This window comes from Mediterraneibacter catenae (assembly GCF_008691045.1).
GTDB lineage: Bacteria > Bacillota > Clostridia > Lachnospirales > Lachnospiraceae > Mediterraneibacter > Mediterraneibacter ornithocaccae.
The window spans coordinates 104,508-123,123 of record NZ_VMSO01000007.1 but is presented as its reverse complement, the minus strand read 5'-3'; the positions used below and the strand labels follow the sequence as shown (position 1 = coordinate 123,123).

The window sequence follows — 18,616 nt, the reverse complement described above, 5'->3', positions numbered from 1 at the left end:
CGACAGAGAACCGGAACATACGGTCAAAGCAGGAGAGAAGATCGCAGTGATCACAAAGTGAGAGGGACCGCTATGGAAAGTGAAATTCAGAAAAACAGATTCCGGCAGGAAAGGGAAGAATTAAAGAAGATGGAGAGGACAGTAAACAACTGTCCTTTCCGTACACGATATCATATTATGCCGCCGGTCGGATGGCTTAATGATCCCAATGGCTTGTGTCAGTTCAGGGGGATCTATCATGCTTATTTCCAGTACTCGCCCTTAAGTGTACACGGCGGTGGTGGATACTGGGGACATTGTACAAGTACAGACCTCCTTCACTGGGAGTATAAGGAACCAGTGCTTACGACAGACATTCCGGAGGATGCAGGCGGGGTCTATTCCGGTTCTGCCCTCATTGAAAACGATCATATGTATCTGTTCTATACTGGCAATGTGAAGCTGCCGGGAAATTACGATTATATTGATTCCGGCAGGATTTCTACTCAGATACTGACAGAATCCGATGATGGGCAGCATATGTCCGGGAAAACAAAACTTCTCGGCGCGGAGGACTATCCGGAAAATATTACCCGGCATGTAAGAGACCCGAAAGTATGGAAAGAAGAAGGAACATACTACATGGTACTGGGGGCCCGTGCCAGAGCTTGGGACAAGGAAGGAGAGCGCAGTGACAGGGGCGGCGTCCTGATCTATATGTCACAGGATAAGAAGAATTGGAGCCTTTGGAGTGAGCTGGTGCCTGATAAAAAGTTCGGCTATATGTGGGAGTGTCCGGATATTTTCGTATTGAGCGGTACAAGGGTATTGTCATACTGCCCTCAGGGACTTCCGGCCGGGGAAGAGAAATACCAGAATATCTACCAGTCAGGTTATTCTATCCTGCCTGTCGGTATAACAGCGAAAATAGACTCTGTGTTCCGGGAGTGGGATCCCGAAGACACCTTCAGAGAATGGGATATGGGATTTGATTTTTATGCACCGCAGAGCTTTGAGACTGAGGACGGCAGAAGGATCCTGATCGGCTGGGCCGGCGTACCGGATACAGAGAATGCGCATCGCAATCTTTCTGTGGAAAACGGCTGGCAGCACTGCCTGACACTCCCCACTGAGCTGGTATATCACAGTGGAAAGATATTCAGGAAACCGGTCAGTGAGCTGTCGAATCTCCCGTGGAAGGATGTGGCAGCAGACAAAGCAGATGGAAAGTATAGGAAATATCACTGGGCGGATCAGGCGGTGGCGGTCAAAGAAGACGGAATTGCCGGCGGAGAAAGGTGCTTGCTTATCGGGCAGGAGGACAACGGACTGACTGTTCGTGTGGCGGGCAACAAGGTGGAGCTTACATTCCTTAACCGTGACGGACAGCCATCTATATGTGGCGGCGGAAGGAGAGTGCGTATCGGTCGTGTGGAGGATCGGGTAGAAGAACTGTTCGTACTGATCGACAGCTCGATCGTAGAAGTTTTTGTAAATGGAGGAGAGACTGTATTTACAACCAGGATCTACCTGGATAAAAAGGACAGAAACCTTGCGGCGGACGGCAGATGCAGGATTCTTGCAATCTGATGTCTGCGGAGATATAATTTAATGCGGAAGGAGGAACAGAGATGAAAGTATTAATGATCAACGGAAGTCCTCATGCCAAAGGGAACACTTACATTGCCCTGCATGAGATGGAGCAGATCTTTGCCGGAGAAGGGATTGAGACAGAGATCGTACATGTGGGTAATAAGGATATCAGAGGATGCATTGCCTGCCATTCTTGTTTTGAAAAGGGAAAATGTGTCTTTAACGATCTTGTAAACGAGACCGCTCCGAAATTCGAAGAATGTGATGGCATTGTGGTGGCAAGTCCTGTGTATTATGCATCGGCAAATGCGACACTGATTGCTTTCCTTGACAGACTGTTCTACAGCACACATTTTGATAAGACGATGAAAGTGGGCGCCAGCGTTGTGGCAGCGAGAAGAGGCGGACTCTCCGCAACTTTCGACGAGTTGAATAAGTATTTTACGATCTGCGGCATGCCGGTGGCATCCAGTCAGTACTGGAACAGTATCCACGGCAGAGAGCCTGGGGAGGCACAGCAGGATGCAGAAGGCCTTCAGACGATGCGGACACTGGCAAGAAATATGTCATTCCTTATGAAGAGCATTGCACTGGGCAAAGAGAAGTACGGCCTGCCTGAGAAAGAGCCGGCCTGTCATACGAACTTCATACGCTAGAGAAAATTTGTGGCTGACAAATTGTGTCAAACCTCTTTACAATAAGAATACAAAATGATATCATATTGATATCAAAAAAGATGATTCTGCGTGAGGAGGAATGATTTATGGAAGAAAAGATATTGCAGCATAGAAAGAACGGTATGATCGTCCTTGTCCTGACGACACTTGTGTATCTGGCAGCTGTTGCAGGCTGTATTTTTGGCGGCATGATGATCGCGGATGACAAAAGCCCGGTACTGCTGGTAGTAAGTATTGTATGGCTTTGCATAGGATGGATCCCGTACTGCGGACTTCGTATCCTGAAACCCCAGGAGGCTCTCGTATTGACATTGTTCGGAAAGTATACGGGTACTTTGAAAAATGAAGGATTTTATTTTGTAAATCCTTTTTCTTCAAGTGTGAATCCTGCGGCGTCCACCCATCTGCACCAGAGTGGGGATGTGGACAATGGTGCGGGTCAGAAATCCGCTTTGTCCCTGGCTCTCAATGGGGGAAAGACAGAGGTGGACCTGTCGAGTAAAAAAATTTCGCTGAAGATCATGACACTCAACAATAACCGGCAGAAAATCAACGACTGTCTTGGCAATCCGGTGGAGATCGGGATCGCGGTCATGTGGCGGGTAGTAGACACGGCAAAGGCAGTGTTTAATGTGGACAACTACAAGGAGTATCTCTCTCTGCAGTGTGACACGGCCCTGCGCAATATCGTACGGATCTACCCCTATGATGTGGCGCCGAATGTGGATACCACAGGCGACGGCATCGCTGACGAGGGAAGTTTAAGAGGATCCAGCGAGATCGTAGCAGCAAGGATCCGCGATGAAATCCAGAAGAGAGTTGAGGAGGCTGGGATCGAAGTGATCGAGGCAAGAATTACTTACCTGGCATATGCTCCTGAGATCGCTGCCGTGATGCTCCAGAGACAGCAGGCATCTGCAGTTATAGATGCGAGAAAGATGATCGTAGACGGAGCTGTAGGTATGGTGGAGATGGCTTTGGACCGACTGAATGAAAAGGGTGTAGTGGAACTGGATGAGGAACGTAAGGCTGCTATGGTGTCGAATCTGCTCGTCGTACTCTGCGGCAATCGGGATGCCCAGCCAATCGTGAACTCCGGAAGTCTGTATTAAGATTCAGGAAAAGAGAACAGATATGGCAGATCAGAAAAAGAAACAGGTTCCGCTCCGGCTGTCCGCCAAGCTGTACGATGCCATTGCAGCCTGGGCAGAAGATGATTTCCGCTCGGTCAACGGACAGATCGAATACCTGCTGACCGAGTGCGTGCGGCAGAGGAAAAAGAACGGAAAATATGTCTCAGAACATCTGGACGAACCGATCGAACTGGATATCAAGTGAAACCGGAAAAAGAATATATTAAAATCAGAATGGGGCAGCGGACTGTACACAAAAGGATGTGGACAGTCCGTATTTTCATGCGATATAATAATGCCATACGAAATAAATCATAAAAGGAGAGACAGTCTATGAGAACGATCAAAGCAGAACCACTGACACACGAAGCATATGCTCCATACGGAACCTTTTATAATATGACAGAGCCTTCCGGGTATTCACTGAACGGAGAACTCCATCGTTTCTTTCCGGATCGGATGACAGAGTCATACATGACCAGAGCAGCATTTTCCCCGATTCTCGTGAAGAAGCCGGAAGTGATGAAGATCACGCAGGCCGAGTATCATACGACCACACCGGAGATCATCCTGCCGATCAATGACGATATGATCCTGCATGTGGCGCCGGCTTCTGCGGGGACACCGGTACCGGAACTTACAAAAGCGTTTATCGTGCCGAAAGGAACTCTTGTCAAGATCAATACGGCGATCTGGCATCTCGCTCCGCTTCCGGTGCATGCGGAGGAGCTGCAGGCGATGATCATCCTTCCGGAGTGTACATATGCAAATGACTGTACGGTCGTGGATTATCCGGAAGAAGATCATTTTGTGATCGAGATGTGATGTATATGAAGTTTGCGATATACAGAAGAGCATTTCCCGAATGATCTTTTCAGAGAACATGACTGCTAAAACTTTATATCCATAGAAAAAATGAATACCTTGCCATACCTATCGCGTATTAGACAGAAAGAAAATAACCGGATATAATAGATATGGAAATATTAGGAAAAGCGTCTGCCACAAACGGCGCAGATTCAGGAAAGAAGGAATACAGACTATGATTTACAGAGATTTTCAGGATTTAAAACTCTCCGGTCTCGGGATGGGCGCGATGCGTCTGCCGGTGATCGACGGAGATGACAGCAGGATCGATGCAGCGGCAGCGGAAGAGATGGTCGCGTATGCCATGGAGCACGGCATCAATTATTATGATACGGCATGGGGCTATCACAACGGCCAGTCAGAGATCGTAATGGGAAATGCACTGAAGAAGTATCCGAGAGACAAATTTTACCTGGCGACAAAATTCCCGGGGTATGACCTTTCTAATTTCGGGAAAGCAGAAGAAATCTTTGAGAAGCAGTTAGAGAAATGTCAGGTAGAGTATTTTGATTTCTATCTGTTCCACAATGTCTGCGAGATGAATATTGATGCTTACCTGGATAATGAAAAATACGGTACTTATGATTATCTGATCAGTCAGAAGAAAAACGGCCGTATCCGGCATCTCGGATTTTCCGCGCACGGGAAATATGACGTGATCAAGCGTTTCCTTGAAGCATACGGAAAAGATATGGAATTCTGCCAGCTTCAGATCAATTATCTTGACTGGTCATTCCAGGATGCAAAGGCGAAAGTAGAGCTTCTGCGCGAGTACGGCATTCCGGTGTGGGTGATGGAGCCGTTAAGAGGCGGAAAGCTTGCATCACTCTCAGACGAGAATACGCAGAAGTTAAAAGAGCTCCGGCCGGATGAGGATGTCCCGGCATGGGCATTCCGCTTCTTACAGTCTCTGCCGGATGTTAAAGTTGTTCTGTCCGGAATGTCCAATATGGAACAGCTGCAGGCAAATATCCGTACATATGAGGAAGAGAAACCGTTAAAAGACGAGGAGATGAAGACGCTGCTCGGAATAGCTGACAGCATGCTTGAGAAGAAGACGCTTCCATGTACGGCATGTCATTATTGTGTGAGTCACTGTCCGCAGGGACTCGATATCCCGGCACTGCTCGAGCTTTACAATGAGCACTGTTTTACAGAGGGCGGATTTATCGCTCCGATGGCACTTTCTTCCTATGAGGACGACAAGAAGCCGGGGGCATGTATCGGATGCAGGAGCTGCGAGGCTGTCTGTCCGCAGCAGATCAAGATATCTGAGGCAATGGCGGACTTTGCAGAGAAACTTGCGTGAGAAAGGTATACTGACATGAAGATCGAACGCTGTACTAGTCCAGACAGAGACAGCCGAGGGAGAGGAGACAACACATGAGGACAATGGAATTTACGATCGAGAATACAGAAGCGCTCAAACCAGGCATGGAAGTAAATGTGTCGGAGGGTGTTCTTCCTTCGTCCTATTATTACATGATCGAGCATGCTCTCGGAATGAGTGCAAATTTTAAACAGGCAGAGAGACTGAAGACGAGACGCGGTGTTGTAAAAGAACTGAAAGAAACTCCGAAGTTCCATATTGCCGTGCTTGAATTTGATGAATAATAAGCGAAAATCGTAACAGTTGAGCCCGCATATTCCGCGGGCTTGATTTTTACAAAACTAAATGTTATAGTATGAATAATACTAATAACAAAACATTGATTCTTTCGCACAAGCAGGGAGGAGCCAGCCGTTGAGCCAAAACCGTAAACAAGAATTTGTCAATATGCAAATGTGGAATTTATTCAGGAAAAAATTTAAAAGTGGGACGACAGAAGCGTCATACTGGTCAGATATACAGGAGTTCTGCCGCATAACAGGAAAAGTGTTCATAGAATGCGGAAGTGAAGATGTGAAGAGATATTACGACAGGATGTGTGAGCAGGTTAAGGGCGGAAGACTCAGTCGGATCACACTGACAAAGAAATTCCGGGAGCTTCATTCATTTGCTTCATTTCTGATGGAGAATGGAGGATATCTGCCGGAAAGAGAAGATGATTTTTTCTATCCGTATCTGAAGACAATGACAAAAGAGTCGGCGCTTGCAGGTTCTGTTCCGGTGGAAGATATGGATGCCCTTCTCAAGGCCGCGTCAGATGACATGATGGCCTACACGATCCTTGTTCTGATGTACCGGGCCGGGATGACTTCTACTGAGATCATCAGAATATCGGGAGAGAATGATTTTATTGAATTTGATGATGGAATCTATGTGATGCTGTCCTGCAGGGAGGAGCCCTGTTATATACCGGATGACGCATGGAGTATCCTGAAGGAATATATGGGTCAAAGGGAGGTTTGTGACACACTTTTTTATAATCGCAGCAGGCGCCCACTCAATACGATGTATATCAGCCGTATGATGAAGAAATACTGTGCTCTTGCAGGAATCCGGAATTACAGTGCTCAGGCAGTGAGAAACAGCTGTGCATTCAATCTGTTTGCTTATGGCGCTACAGACGGACAGGCTGCCAGACAGATGGGAAGGACAGAACAGCAGATCCGCAGATACCGCGGATCAGGCTATCGCGGCAACCTGCAGAAACATGCGTCTGATCTTGTGAAGATCCATATTGAGAAACCGTAGTGCTCAGCCAAAATATTTACGGACGATACAGGATACGACTCCCGCAGCGCACAGTCCGAAGAGTACGTTGTGCATGGAGCCATATACATCCAGTGCGCCTTTTAAGCCGTATACTGCTTCCGGAGCTTCCGGTATGAGCGGGCTGAGCAGAAATGCAAGGTAAGAGGTGACAAATACGATGATGAAAGAGAACATGCCCCTTCCAGTGTCTTCTTTCCAGGAGTCGATGCCGTTTCTTACCCGTACCCTTGTCATAGACCAGAGAAGTGAGATCAGTTCAAACAGGATGAAGAGCACCGCCACACATAGATATGACGCCAGTGTGATAGTGGGCTTCCGCGTCTGTATCATTTCCATAATATCCCCGTAAGGAGTGCTCGCCCTCCAGAAAGTCCAGCCAACATATATCATGATCGCCAGGATCAGGATAGCTGTGAGACTACGAACGAGTGCAGCAGCCAGCCGGGAGAGCGTGCGCCCGCCTTTGCGGATCGGTGCGGCCAGCGGAACGCCGCGGCTTTTTTTGCGGCGGGATGAGCTGCGTCCGGATGATGGTTCTCTGTCAGAACGGTCGTTTTTTCTATGTCTCCTTTCGTCATACGTGGATTTGTGACTGTCATCCTCATCGTAATAGTCGTCGATATCATCTTCATAATAGTCGTCGTCATAATCCGTGTCAAAGTCAGAACCGGTCATTTCCCTTGGTTTCCCGCGTTCATAGGTGCGGGAAGCGTCAGTGATATCTAACGTTATTCCGCTGTCGTCTTCATATGTTACTTCAAAATCATCATCAAATATATCAGAAAATTCCTTTTTATCACTCATGGAATCCCTCTCTTTCCTCAAAAAATCCCTCTTATGGTAGCGCGTTTTCAACAGATTCACAAGGCTTCACAGGGAAATTTTAAAAATATTTCATTTTTGTACACTGATGCCGGCCAATTGTCTTACAAAAGTGTAAGACCGTCCCTGCAAAATGTAAGCTGTCTGAATGGAAGAATATTTACGGTGTCTGCTACTATAAATATGCAAGAGGAAATTCTGTTCATAATAGGAGGAATACAAAATGCAAAAGGATTCAAAAAGGCGGCTTGGGAGAATGTTAGGCTGGCTTATGATTGTATTTCTGATTGTCGTGATCGTGCCGGTCGGAGCTGTTATGTTTGTTGTATCAGGGCTGTGGTCGGCCTTAGACAGGGTATTGCTTAAATTTAACAGATAAATGGCTCTTTTAACATCGTTTAAAAAATCTTTGAGAAATCTTAAGAATTACCTTCCTGTTATCTTAAGAACACTAAAGTATGATAAATCTGTAAAAGAGCCGGGCTGATGATAAAGACGTATCCGGCACAGAAACAGCAGACAGGTAATGAAAGAGATGAGGAGAGGGTATTTATGAAGTATATTACATTTGCAGTTCCCTGCTATAATTCGGAAAGTTATATGAGGCGATGTGTTGATTCGCTTCTGACAGGGGGGAAAGATGTGGAGATTATTCTGATCAATGACGGCTCCACTGACGGAACAGCTCAGATAGCAGACGAGTATCAGCTTACCTATCCGGATATTGTCCGGGCGGTTCATAAAGAGAACGGCGGACACGGCTCAGGAGTCAACAAAGGACTTGAGCTTGCCAGGGGCATTTACTATAAAGTAGTAGACTCGGATGACTGGCTTGACCGGGATGCATACCGGAAATTGCTGGCACGGGTGAAGGAGTTCTGCGGGGGTGGAAGAGCGGAGTTTGAAGATGACATACCGGATCTCTTCGTATGCAACTACGTGTATGACCATCTGGACGAGGGCTCCAAACGCAGTATGGACTACCGCAATATTTTCCCGACAGAGGAGATGTGTAACTGGAATTCGATAGGACATTTCCGCCCGTCACAGTATCTGATCATGCATTCGCTCATGTTCCGGACGGAAATATTAAGAAAATCCGGAGTAAAGCTTCCGGAACATACATTTTATGTGGATAATCTTTTTTCTTATCAGCCGCTGCCTTATGTAGAGAGCATCTACTACATGGATATCGATCTCTATCACTATTATCTCGGACGGGAAGATCAGTCGGTCAACGAGAAAGTGCTGATGAAACGGATTGACCAGCAGATCCGGGTGACGGAACTTGTAGCAAAATCAGTAGATCTGAATGGAGTAAAGAAAAAGTATCCCAGGCTTGCTTCATATATGACGCGGAATATATCTATCATGCTGTCAATCTCGTCGATACATCTGCTGTTAATAAAGACGGCAGAGGCGGAACAGAAGAGAAAGGATATGTGGGAAAGGATACGTGCATACAATTCAGCCCTCTATTTCCGGCTGCGGTTCTCGACTTTGAGCGGATTGACTTATCTGCCGGGCAGGATCGGCGGGAAACTGACAGTAAGCGGATACCGTTTCGCAAGAAAGATCTACCAGTTCCAGTAGTATTGTGCAGAATAAAAGCAAGACTGATGTTTTAACAGGTGTACAAAAAGGGGAGAAAAAGTATGGCAGAGATTTACATAGCGTTTGTGGATACGCCCGGTTTTTTTGCCGGAATCATCCGACGTGTGATAAAGCAGAAGTATATCCATGTGGCTCTTTCACTGGATCCGTATCTTGAAGAGACTTACAGTATCGGCAGACGTCACCCGTCCGTGCCTCTTATTGCAGGTTTTGAGAAGGAAGATAAATATAAAATACTCCGTGCATTTCCGGATGCCGATTATATGATATGCAGAATCCGGTGCACAACGGAGCAGAAGAAATATATTGAACAGGAACTGTACCGGGCGATGGAACAGCGTTTCAGCTATCATTACACCATCCTCGGACTTCCGTTTATCTTGATGAATATTCCGTTCTATCAGAAGAACCACTACACATGTTCGTCCTATCTTGCCAGGTTACTGGAACAGGCCGGAGTTTGTCGGTGGGACAAGCACTTTTCACTGGTGACTCCGAAAGATTTCTATGAATATGAAGAGAAGGAGAAGATATTCGAGGGAAGCCTTTATGAATTCACAGCGGGGGGACGCAGGCGTACAGAGAGAAAACGCCTTCCTGCATTTTCCTTTATGCAGCCTGCATATGCAGGGGCAGCATACATCATTAATTTCCTGAAACGAGGTGTAAACTTATGAGCATGAAAAAGAGGATGCTGCAAATCGCTTTATTTCTTGTTATCATGCTGCTGACATTTTATGCTCTGTTCAGTGGAAGAGATTTATCTGAGATCGGACAGGCAATCATGAACATGTCATTCTGGTATCTTGTGCCTGCTATAGCGCTGGCAGTATTTTTCGTGAGTGCGGAAGGATTCATGATCTGGTATCTGCTCCGCTCTATGAAAGCACAGAAAGACGGATATAAAGCAAGCTCTCTGCCGAGGTGCATCCAGTACTCATTTATTGGATTTTTCTATTCCGGCATTACACCATCGGCGACAGGAGGACAGCCGGTACAGCTCTATTATATGAACAAAGACGGAAACCGTGGATCGGACAGCACTGTTGTGCTCATGACAGTAGCAGTGGCCTATAAATTTATTCTTGTCATCATGGGGCTTGGAATCCTTTTATTCTGGCTCAATCCCCTCCGGCAGGAACTGGGAAATTATTTTCTCCTGTATCTTCTGGGGCTGGCGCTCAATGTAATCCTTGTAATCCTGATCCTTGGCGTTATGCTGTTCCCAAAGGTTATCTTAAAGGCAGCGCTGCTCTTTGAGGGACTTTTCATCCGGCTTAAGATATGGAAGCCGTCGGACAAGAGAGAGGAGAAGATCAATGCTTTTATTGACAGCTACCAGCAGGCTGTTGCATGGCTTAAAGGACACAAGGGGAGCCTGCTTGTCGTACTCTTCGTGACGTTCTTGCAGCGATGCAGCGTGTTCGTACTGACTTATATGGTCTATTTGGGATTCGGCCTTGAGGGATCCAGTGCCATGAAAGTGATCCTTCTCCAGGCTGCAGTGTATATTGCGGTGGATATGCTCCCTCTGCCCGGAGCGCAGGGCATCACGGAGCTTATGTATCAGACGGTGTTTATTCATGTATTTACGGGAGCTTATCTGATCCCGTCCATGCTAGTGAGCAGAGGCATTAATTTCTATTTTCTGCTGATCGTAAGCCTTGGGATTGTCCTTATAAACCGGTTTGTATTTGACAGAAGAAAGACGGCGAAGGCAGTCCGTGCATAAAATCCTTGACAAACACAAGGACAGAAAATATCATATTACGAATGTAATATGATTAGAATGATAATATTTTCTGTTACGGAGAAGGATTATGAAAAAGGAAAACAGGACAAGTTTTTTGATTATATTGGCAGTCCTTATGTGCTCTGTTTTGGGAGGATGCAGCCGGATCACCGACAATACTGATACGGATGCTCCGACTGCTGTGGGAGATCAGCCTCATGCAGAGGACTATGAGCAGGGGTATGATCTGCCGGTTGACAGCACACAGCAGGAAGAAGCAGAGGAAGATCTGACAGAGATGATGGAATTGATCCGTGCCATATACGAAGATACGGAAAAGGGGACATCAGTGAATGCGGTCATTACACAGGATACAGCGGTAAATATGCAGAAGAGCATAGGAGAGGAAGGCGTGCCGGCCGCGGTCAGTGGTTCTGACGTGAACATGTTGAATTACGAGGTGATGGATCAGTTCCTTAAAGAAGCGTCAGAAGGACAGGAGGCAGAAACTGTATTGTACAGAATCCATACAGACGGCACGGTTTCCAGAGAGAAGTTTACTTTTGACGGGCAGGACATGTACTCGCTCTATACGAAAGGCAGATGGACCGACACCATGGAACCAGAATGCGGCACAAGCAGCTACAGCAGGATCAATGAGTGGAAGTATACAGAGAAGGGATGGTTCTCTTATGAATACTGCACTGCACAGCCGCCGGAGCTTACAGAGGTCATTGATGCTTATGAGATGGTGAGGATCAGACCTCTTGAGGAAGAGTACCGCGAGATGCAGACAAAGTATCTCAAACCGATCGGGTATCAGGGAAATAACCTGCTGTGCTCGGAGTGGTCAGAGGAGAATATGGAAGGACTCGATTACAATGGACTGTATGAGTATTTTTACAAATTAGAATACGGGAAAGAGATTGATGCTGATAAGTGCTCCGAGGGGATCCCTCAGGATGATTTTGAGAGCTTGATGGCAGAATATCTGCCGGTGACAGCAGAACAGCTGAGGGAATATGCCTCGTATGATGCGGAGAATAAAAGATACAACTGGGTAAGGCTTGGAGTCGGCAACTATGCCCCGAACGCTTTCTGGACTTCCGTTCCGGAAGTGACAGGGATTACGGAAAATGAAGACGGAACAATAACGCTGACAGTGGATATGGTGTGTGAGAAGAAAGGAAATGATGATTTTTACACACACGAAGTCACAATGCGTATCCAGGATGACGGAAAGGCAATGTATCTGTCAAATCATATTTTGGAGGACAGACCGGGCATGATCCCGGATTACCAGTACCGGTGCGGAGAGTGAAACGAAGTTCTTCGGGATGCTCCGGTGTCTCGGGGCGGATCAGAAGCAGATCCGGCGGTTTGTCAGACGGGAGGCTCTCGGATGGTGCAAAAGCGCAATCCCGGCAGGTCTGATCTTAAGCGTTATCGTTGTCTGGGGACTCTGTGCCATGCTTCGCTTTTTAAGCCCGACATATTTTGCGGGAATGCCTGCAGTCGGTATCAGCCCGATCGGTCTTGCGGCAGGAGCGCTGATTGGTTTTATCACAGTACTACTGGCAGCCCGTTCTCCGGCAAAAAAGGCATCGAAAGTCTCTCCGCTGACCGCAGTCTCCGGGAATGCCGGCACTGTCAGCGCTGTGAGAAAGGCGGCCAATACCCGTATGTTCCATATAGAGACTGCGTTGGGAGTCCACCACGCTGCAGGCAGCCGGAAGAACTTCATCCTTATGGCAGGATCTTTTGCGTTCAGCATCATCCTGTTCTTAAGCTTCAGTCCTGCGATCGACTTTATGAACCACGCGCTGAAACCGCTGCAGCCGTCGGCTCCGGATCTCTCCATTGAGACTCCTGACAATGACAACAGTATTTCTAAGGAGCTTGCAGATACACTGAAAGAAAATCCGGTGGTAAAAAGGGTGTACGGCAGGAGTTACTACAGTGATATACCGGCAGAAGTTTCCGGAGAATCATTTACCGTCTATCTGGTCTCCTACGAAGAGGAGCAGTTTCGGTGGGCAGAAGATGATCTGATAAATGGCTCTTTTGAGGGATCTGTAAGCGGAAACGGAGTGCTGGCGGTATACATGGATCCGGACCGGACATTTGATCCGGGAGAACAGATGACACTGGGGCTTCCTTCGGGAACAGAGACAGTGGAAATATGCGGTTCACTTGCCGAAAATATGTTCAATGTGCCCGATGGGGCGGTTCTGTTTATCTGTTCGGAGGATCTTTTTGAGGAGTTGACAGGCATTGGACAGTATTCGGTGATTGACGTGCAGTTCACCGCAGATGTGACGGATCAGGATGTGGAGGAGATCCGTTCTCTGGCCGGCGACGGTTTTACTGTGGAGGACTACAGGATGGGCAACAGTGAGGTGAGGGGTGCTTATTATTCGTTTGCCCTGTTCCTCTATGGCTTCCTCGCGGTGATTGCCCTGATCTCCATATTTAATATCATCAACAGCATTGCTATGAGCGTGTCAGCAAGGATCAATGAATACGGAGCCATGCGTGCTATCGGCATGAGCAGCGCTCAGATGATACGGACGGTGGCAGCGGAGACTGCAACTTATGTCTTCTGGGGAATTGCCGCGGGATGTGCCGCCGGCCTCCCGCTCAACTACAAGATATATGATATGCTGGTTACGTTCAGATGGGGTGATGCATGGTATTTTCCGACAACGGCAGTAGTGGTGATCATCGGCGTGATGATACTGTCAGGCGCGGCAGCCGTGTGCGGGCCTTCCAGAAGGATCCATGAAATGTCCATTGTGGATACGATCAGTGCATTATAAAAGTTGAAAGTGAAAAATGTAACGAGCTCATTGAATAATCCTGGTATTTACTTTTTCCTTGTCTCAGTTTATGATACTTATATCAAGAGGGAATATCATTGTTTTTCATCATCGCAGCCGAGAAATGATGAGATGAAAAGAACAGATACGATGTATTTATGTCGGTTGCACTCTCCGACAGAAAAGCGTGTCAGCATATTTTACAGATAATGACAGGAGATCGTGAGCTGACAGTTAAAAACGTGAGAACACAGTATGTAATTTCAAGGATCATATCTCATGGAGCAAGGCTTGATGTACTTGCAGAGGATGTAAGAGGAAAAATCTACCACCTTGAAATCGAGAATCGGGACGAAACAGATCATCCGAAACGTGTAAGATTTTATGAAGCTGTAGAGGATGCGGAGCTCCTCAGAAAAGGAAGTGATTACAGTATACTGCCAGACCGGTATATTTTCTATATCAGTTCTTCTGATATATGGAAAAGCGGAAAGACGATCTATCATGAAAAAAAGTGTTTTGAAGAAACCGGACTGGATCATGATGATGGCGCTCATGTGATTTATGTCAATACGGAAGTGGATGACGGTACAAGAATTGCGAAGCTGATGCAATATTTCAAAACCGCTGATCCAGAGGACGACAGTGAAGGCGAACTATCAAAGAGAGTACGATATCTGAAACGGGAAGAAGGAGGAACAGAGATTATGTGTGAGATTATGGAGAGAATACGGCAGGAAGGGCGCTCAGAAGGACGTATCGAGAGCGATAAAAAAACCGCGGTCAACTTATTCCGTATGGGAATGCCGGCAGAAAAGATTGCACAGGTGGTAGAAGAGAATGTGTCGATCGTAAAGAAATGGCTTGAGGGAGCAGCACAGGCAAAGTAACAGTTCATTCCACGGCGTTCGTAAAGCCGCACTTGACAACTCCTCACAAACTCTGCACAATAGTTCTAAATGCAGAGTTGTGAGGAGTTTTTTATGAATATCATCAATATAGAACATATCAGCAAGATTTATGGCGAAAAGGTCATCTATGAAGATGCGTCTTTCGGTGTACAGCAGGGGGACAAGATCGGTATAGTAGGTATCAACGGCACGGGAAAGTCTACGATACTTAAGATGATCGCGGGGGAAGAAGTACCGGATGAGGGGCAGATCATAAGGCAGAACGGGCTTAAGATCGCCTATGTGCCGCAGAATCCGGTCTTTCCCGAAGGCGCGGATATCCGTTTCTACGCTTTCTCAAAGGGGAACGGCGAGGACTGGCAGGTGGAGTCGAATCTGATGGAACTGGGGATCACACAGTTTGACCAGAAGATCGAACATCTCTCCGGCGGACAGAAGAGACGTGTCGTTTTGGCAAAGACGCTCTCTGAGGACTTTGACGTGCTGCTTCTGGACGAGCCGACTAACCATCTGGACCAGGAGATGATCAGCTGGCTTGAGGAGTATCTGCGTTCCTACCGGGGGACGATCCTCATGGTGACCCACGACAGGTATTTCCTCGACAGAGTATGCAGCCGGATCCTGGAGATCAGCCGGGGAAAGATGTACGGATACGATGCGGATTACTCCGGATTCCTTGAGCTCAAAGCAGCCAGGGAGGAGATGGAGCTGGCCACAGAGAGGAAAAGGCAGAGTGTCCTCCGCATGGAACTGGAGTGGGCGAAAAGAGGGTGCCGTGCCAGAACGACGAAGCAGAAGGCGAGGCTTGAACGGCTTGAAGCATTGAAAAACGGAAAAGCGCCTGTGCAGGATCAGACAGTGGGACTTGGCTCCGTGGAGACGAGGATGGGGAAGAAGACCATCGAACTGCATCATATCAGCAAGAGTTACGGGGAGAAAAAGATTCTGGAGGATTTCAGCTATATTGTCCTTAAAAATCAGCGCCTCGGCATCATCGGCCCGAACGGATGCGGAAAATCCACTTTGATCAAAATGATCGCAGGTCTGGTCGAGCCGGACGCAGGACATATCGAGATCGGGGAGACCATTAAGATCGGATATTTTGCTCAGGAAGAGCAGCATATGGACGACAGCCAGCGCGTCATTGACTATGTGAAAGACATAGCGGAATATATCACAACAACAGACGGAAAGATCAGTGCGTCGGCGCTTCTTGAGCGGTTCCTCTTTACGCCGGATATGCAGTACGCCCCCATCGGAAAGCTCTCCGGAGGAGAAAAACGCAGATTATACCTGCTGGGAGTCCTCGCGGAGAACGCCAATGTGCTTTTGTTTGATGAGGCGGGAAACAATCTGGATATCCCGACGCTTACGATCCTCGAGGATTATCTGAACTCCTTTAACGGGATCGTGATCACAGTCTCCCATGACAGATATTTTCTGGACAATGTGGTGGACCGTATTTTTGAATTGGACGGAAACGGACATGCAAAACAGTATGAGGGCGGTTATACAGATTATCTGTCAGCAAAGCAGCGGGAGAAAGCCGTCGAAGCAGATGGTAAGAACAGCAATGCCGGAATCTGCCGGTCAGGCGGCGCAGCAGCCATGCATCAGGAAGAGGCGGCGGAGAAAAGTAAAACTGACGCAAAGGACTGGAAACAGCATTCCAAAAAGCTGAAATTCACTTATAAAGAACAGCGGGAATATGAGACGATAGATGACGATATCGCTGCTCTTGAGGAGAAGATTTCTTCAATTGAACGTCAGATTGAAGCGAATGCGACGAACTCTGTAAAGCTGAGAGAGCTGCTGGCAGAGCAGGAGGAGACGCAGAAAGCTCTCGATGAAAAGACGGAGCGGTGGGTGTATCTGAATGAACTCGCCGAAAAAATCGCCGGGCAGGAATGAGCCTTGGCTGATAAAAAGGCATAAAAGTATATGAACCTGCTTGACAAAGTACATTACACTTGGTAATATTATAAAAGATAAAAACAGAGTGCAATCTGTTTTTGCGACGGGAAGGAGAGAAATTGATGAGAAAACAGGTATTTTCATTACTTGTAGACAATAATCCCGGTGTCCTGAGCCGGATCTCAGGATTGTTCAGCCGCCGAGGGTACAGCATTGACAGTATCACGGCAGGTATGACGGCAGATCCGAGATTCACCCGCATCACGGTTGTATCTTCCGGAGACGAGCTGATTCTCTCGCAGATCGAGAAGCAGGTCAGAAAACTGGAAGATGTGGTTGCGATCAAAGTACTCAAGGACGAAGAGTCTGTATGTCGTGAACTGATCATGGTCAAGCTTCGCGCCGATGCATCTCAGAGAGGTGAGATCATCTCTGTCGCTGATATTTTCAGGGCGAAGATCGTCGATGTGGAAGAAGATTCCCTGATCGTGGAGCTCACGGGAACGCAGAGTAAACTGGAAGCATTCCTGAATCTTCTGAAAGGATACGAGATACTGGAACTTGCAAGGACCGGCATCACGGGACTTTCCAGAGGAAGCAAGGATGTAGCATATTTTTAATTTTTATCATTTTTAGGAGGAATGCAAAATGGCAGCAAAAATTTATTATCAGGAAGATTGTAATCTTTCCCTTCTGGAAGGTAAGACGATCGCGATCATCGGCTACGGCAGCCAGGGACACGCACATGCACTGAACTTAAAGGAGTCAGGATGCAATGTCATCATCGGTCTCTATGAGGGAAGCAGATCATGGGCAAAAGCAGAGGCACAGGGATTTGAAGTTTATACATCTGCCGAGGCAGCTAAGAAAGCCGATATCATTATGATCCTGATCAACGATGAGAAGCAGGCTGCTTTATATAAGAACGATATCGAGCCTAATCTGGAAGAGGGCAACATGCTGATGTTTGCGCACGGCTTCAACATCCACTTCGGACAGATCGTACCGCCGAAGAACGTAGATGTTACTATGATCGCTCCGAAGGCTCCGGGACATACAGTAAGAAGCGAGTATCAGGCAGGCAAAGGTACTCCGTGTCTGGTAGCTGTTGAGCAGGACTACACAGGAAAAGCACTTGACAAAGCACTGGCATATGGCCTCGCTATCGGTGGAGCAAGAGCTGGTATCCTCGAGACTACATTCAGAACAGAGACAGAGACTGATCTCTTCGGCGAGCAGGCTGTCCTCTGCGGCGGCGTATGCGCCCTGATGCAGGCAGGTTTCGAGACTCTGGTTGAGGCAGGATATGATCCGAGAAATGCATACTTTGAGTGTATCCACGAGATGAAGCTGATCGTAGATCTGATCTACCAGTCAGGATTCGCAGGAATGAGATACTCCATCTCCAATACGGCAGAGTATGGCGATTACATAACAGGACCGAAGATCATCACAGAGGATACAAAGAAAGCGATGAAGAAGATCCTTTCCGATATCCAGGATGGTACTTTCGCAAAAGACTTCCTTCTCGATATGTCTGAGGCAGGCGGTCAGGCACACTTCCGTGCTATGAGAAAACTTGCCGCTGAGCATCCGTCAGAGAAGATCGGAGAAGAGATCAGAAAGCTGTACAGCTGGAGTGATGAGGATAAACTTATCAATAACTAATACTTGATCATACAATAGGTAAGCGGCGGGGCGCCCGGCAGAGATCTGCCGGGCGTTTCGTCATCTGTATCTGATATATCTGACGCAGGAATAGTTATTGATGTGAAGGAAGATGGGAGAAAGGGGGAGAGTATTTTGCCGGAAGCGGTAAATACAGCGGCAGAAGCCGGCCGGACAGATAAAAATAGAAAACCGTCAGATGAGAATGATTTCAGCAAGGGCAGTGTC

General features: G+C 47.3%; 19 protein-coding genes. 18 read left to right on the top strand and 1 reads right to left on the bottom strand.

The features are described from left to right. Nucleotides 1-72: 72 nt before the first annotated feature. From FNY66_RS07390 to FNY66_RS07355, 8 genes are all read left to right on the top strand, one after another. A complete protein-coding gene (locus FNY66_RS07390) occupies nucleotides 73-1,569 on the top strand; it encodes a glycoside hydrolase family 32 protein (protein ID WP_150310730.1) in 1,497 nt (498 codons plus the stop codon). A gap of 41 nt (nucleotides 1,570-1,610) precedes the next feature. Beyond that, the gene (locus tag FNY66_RS07385; protein ID WP_087150518.1) at nucleotides 1,611-2,228 is read left to right on the top strand and encodes a flavodoxin family protein; all 618 of its coding nucleotides are present in this window, start codon (nucleotides 1,611-1,613) and stop codon (nucleotides 2,226-2,228) included. 107 nt (nucleotides 2,229-2,335) lie between these two features. Then, entirely contained in the window at nucleotides 2,336-3,361 is a 1,026-nt protein-coding gene (locus FNY66_RS07380; RefSeq protein WP_150310729.1) for an SPFH domain-containing protein, read from the top strand. 22 nt (nucleotides 3,362-3,383) lie between these two features. Next, complete coding sequence (locus tag FNY66_RS07375) at nucleotides 3,384-3,587, top strand: PTS ascorbate transporter subunit IIC (RefSeq protein ID WP_087150516.1); 204 nt, start codon at nucleotides 3,384-3,386, stop codon at nucleotides 3,585-3,587. Between the two features lie 128 nt (nucleotides 3,588-3,715). Beyond that, nucleotides 3,716-4,207 (top strand): ureidoglycolate lyase, encoded by a 492-nt coding sequence (locus tag FNY66_RS07370; RefSeq protein ID WP_150310728.1) that lies wholly within the window; start codon nucleotides 3,716-3,718, stop codon nucleotides 4,205-4,207. A 217-nt stretch (nucleotides 4,208-4,424) separates the two neighbouring features. After that, nucleotides 4,425-5,558 carry an aldo/keto reductase gene (locus FNY66_RS07365; protein ID WP_150310727.1) on the top strand — a complete coding sequence of 378 codons (1,134 nt, stop codon included), beginning with the start codon at nucleotides 4,425-4,427 and terminating at the stop codon, nucleotides 5,556-5,558. A 74-nt stretch (nucleotides 5,559-5,632) separates the two neighbouring features. Continuing rightward, nucleotides 5,633-5,863 (top strand): hypothetical protein, encoded by a 231-nt coding sequence (locus FNY66_RS07360; protein ID WP_087150513.1) that lies wholly within the window; start codon nucleotides 5,633-5,635, stop codon nucleotides 5,861-5,863. A 289-nt stretch (nucleotides 5,864-6,152) separates the two neighbouring features. Beyond that, a complete protein-coding gene (locus FNY66_RS07355) occupies nucleotides 6,153-6,887 on the top strand; it encodes a tyrosine-type recombinase/integrase (protein ID WP_190324806.1) in 735 nt (244 codons plus the stop codon). A 3-nt stretch (nucleotides 6,888-6,890) separates the two neighbouring features. Here FNY66_RS07355 and FNY66_RS07350 read toward each other — a convergent pair whose 3' ends face one another. Then, entirely contained in the window at nucleotides 6,891-7,712 is an 822-nt protein-coding gene (locus tag FNY66_RS07350) for a hypothetical protein (protein WP_150310725.1), read from the bottom strand. A gap of 241 nt (nucleotides 7,713-7,953) precedes the next feature. Here FNY66_RS07350 and FNY66_RS15475 point away from each other — a divergent pair, with 241 nt between their 5' ends. The 10 genes from FNY66_RS15475 (at nucleotide 7,954) to ilvC (ending at nucleotide 18,388) form a co-directional block, all read left to right on the top strand. Continuing rightward, the gene (locus FNY66_RS15475) at nucleotides 7,954-8,109 is read left to right on the top strand and encodes a hypothetical protein (protein WP_162607864.1); all 156 of its coding nucleotides are present in this window, start codon (nucleotides 7,954-7,956) and stop codon (nucleotides 8,107-8,109) included. 173 nt (nucleotides 8,110-8,282) lie between these two features. Continuing rightward, entirely contained in the window at nucleotides 8,283-9,323 is a 1,041-nt protein-coding gene (locus tag FNY66_RS07345; protein ID WP_150310750.1) for a glycosyltransferase family 2 protein, read from the top strand. 62 nt (nucleotides 9,324-9,385) lie between these two features. Further along, nucleotides 9,386-10,021 (top strand): hypothetical protein, encoded by a 636-nt coding sequence (locus FNY66_RS07340; RefSeq protein WP_229409467.1) that lies wholly within the window; start codon nucleotides 9,386-9,388, stop codon nucleotides 10,019-10,021. After that, nucleotides 10,018-11,076 (top strand): lysylphosphatidylglycerol synthase transmembrane domain-containing protein, encoded by a 1,059-nt coding sequence (locus FNY66_RS07335; RefSeq protein ID WP_087150509.1) that lies wholly within the window; start codon nucleotides 10,018-10,020, stop codon nucleotides 11,074-11,076. The genes FNY66_RS07340 and FNY66_RS07335 overlap by 4 nt, the downstream gene beginning before the upstream one ends. A gap of 88 nt (nucleotides 11,077-11,164) precedes the next feature. Next, a complete protein-coding gene (locus tag FNY66_RS07330; RefSeq protein ID WP_150310724.1) occupies nucleotides 11,165-12,397 on the top strand; it encodes a DUF6070 family protein in 1,233 nt (410 codons plus the stop codon). 16 nt (nucleotides 12,398-12,413) lie between these two features. Beyond that, a complete protein-coding gene (locus FNY66_RS07325) occupies nucleotides 12,414-13,895 on the top strand; it encodes an ABC transporter permease (protein WP_087150507.1) in 1,482 nt (493 codons plus the stop codon). A 209-nt stretch (nucleotides 13,896-14,104) separates the two neighbouring features. Then, complete coding sequence (locus FNY66_RS07320) at nucleotides 14,105-14,785, top strand: PD-(D/E)XK nuclease family transposase (RefSeq protein ID WP_150310723.1); 681 nt, start codon at nucleotides 14,105-14,107, stop codon at nucleotides 14,783-14,785. 93 nt (nucleotides 14,786-14,878) lie between these two features. After that, nucleotides 14,879-16,717, top strand: a complete 1,839-nt coding sequence (locus FNY66_RS07315; RefSeq protein ID WP_150310722.1) for an ABC-F family ATP-binding cassette domain-containing protein — start codon at nucleotides 14,879-14,881, stop codon at nucleotides 16,715-16,717. A gap of 125 nt (nucleotides 16,718-16,842) precedes the next feature. Next, the gene (gene ilvN, locus FNY66_RS07310; protein ID WP_087150504.1) at nucleotides 16,843-17,340 is read left to right on the top strand and encodes an acetolactate synthase small subunit; all 498 of its coding nucleotides are present in this window, start codon (nucleotides 16,843-16,845) and stop codon (nucleotides 17,338-17,340) included. A gap of 28 nt (nucleotides 17,341-17,368) precedes the next feature. After that, the gene (ilvC, locus tag FNY66_RS07305) at nucleotides 17,369-18,388 is read left to right on the top strand and encodes a ketol-acid reductoisomerase (protein ID WP_087150503.1); all 1,020 of its coding nucleotides are present in this window, start codon (nucleotides 17,369-17,371) and stop codon (nucleotides 18,386-18,388) included. Nucleotides 18,389-18,616: the final 228 nt, after the last annotated feature.

Excerpts from the sequence above, each read along its gene's own strand:
- FNY66_RS07390 (WP_150310730.1), top strand. The coding sequence starts at position 73 with ATGGAAAGTGAAATTCAGAAAAACAGATTCCGGCAGGAAAGGGAAGAA.
- FNY66_RS07385 (WP_087150518.1), top strand. The coding sequence starts at position 1,611 with ATGAAAGTATTAATGATCAACGGAAGTCCTCATGCCAAAGGGAACACT.
- FNY66_RS07380 (WP_150310729.1), top strand. The coding sequence starts at position 2,336 with ATGGAAGAAAAGATATTGCAGCATAGAAAGAACGGTATGATCGTCCTT.
- FNY66_RS07375 (WP_087150516.1), top strand. The coding sequence starts at position 3,384 with ATGGCAGATCAGAAAAAGAAACAGGTTCCGCTCCGGCTGTCCGCCAAG.
- FNY66_RS07370 (WP_150310728.1), top strand. The coding sequence starts at position 3,716 with ATGAGAACGATCAAAGCAGAACCACTGACACACGAAGCATATGCTCCA.
- FNY66_RS07365 (WP_150310727.1), top strand. The coding sequence starts at position 4,425 with ATGATTTACAGAGATTTTCAGGATTTAAAACTCTCCGGTCTCGGGATG.
- FNY66_RS07360 (WP_087150513.1), top strand. The coding sequence starts at position 5,633 with ATGAGGACAATGGAATTTACGATCGAGAATACAGAAGCGCTCAAACCA.
- FNY66_RS07350 (WP_150310725.1), bottom strand. The coding sequence starts at position 7,712 with ATGAGTGATAAAAAGGAATTTTCTGATATATTTGATGATGATTTTGAA.
- FNY66_RS15475 (WP_162607864.1), top strand. The coding sequence starts at position 7,954 with ATGCAAAAGGATTCAAAAAGGCGGCTTGGGAGAATGTTAGGCTGGCTT.
- FNY66_RS07345 (WP_150310750.1), top strand. The coding sequence starts at position 8,283 with ATGAAGTATATTACATTTGCAGTTCCCTGCTATAATTCGGAAAGTTAT.
- FNY66_RS07340 (WP_229409467.1), top strand. The coding sequence starts at position 9,386 with ATGGCAGAGATTTACATAGCGTTTGTGGATACGCCCGGTTTTTTTGCC.
- FNY66_RS07335 (WP_087150509.1), top strand. The coding sequence starts at position 10,018 with ATGAGCATGAAAAAGAGGATGCTGCAAATCGCTTTATTTCTTGTTATC.
- FNY66_RS07330 (WP_150310724.1), top strand. The coding sequence starts at position 11,165 with ATGAAAAAGGAAAACAGGACAAGTTTTTTGATTATATTGGCAGTCCTT.
- FNY66_RS07325 (WP_087150507.1), top strand. The coding sequence starts at position 12,414 with ATGCTCCGGTGTCTCGGGGCGGATCAGAAGCAGATCCGGCGGTTTGTC.
- FNY66_RS07320 (WP_150310723.1), top strand. The coding sequence starts at position 14,105 with ATGACAGGAGATCGTGAGCTGACAGTTAAAAACGTGAGAACACAGTAT.
- FNY66_RS07315 (WP_150310722.1), top strand. The coding sequence starts at position 14,879 with ATGAATATCATCAATATAGAACATATCAGCAAGATTTATGGCGAAAAG.
- ilvN (WP_087150504.1), top strand. The coding sequence starts at position 16,843 with ATGAGAAAACAGGTATTTTCATTACTTGTAGACAATAATCCCGGTGTC.
- ilvC (WP_087150503.1), top strand. The coding sequence starts at position 17,369 with ATGGCAGCAAAAATTTATTATCAGGAAGATTGTAATCTTTCCCTTCTG.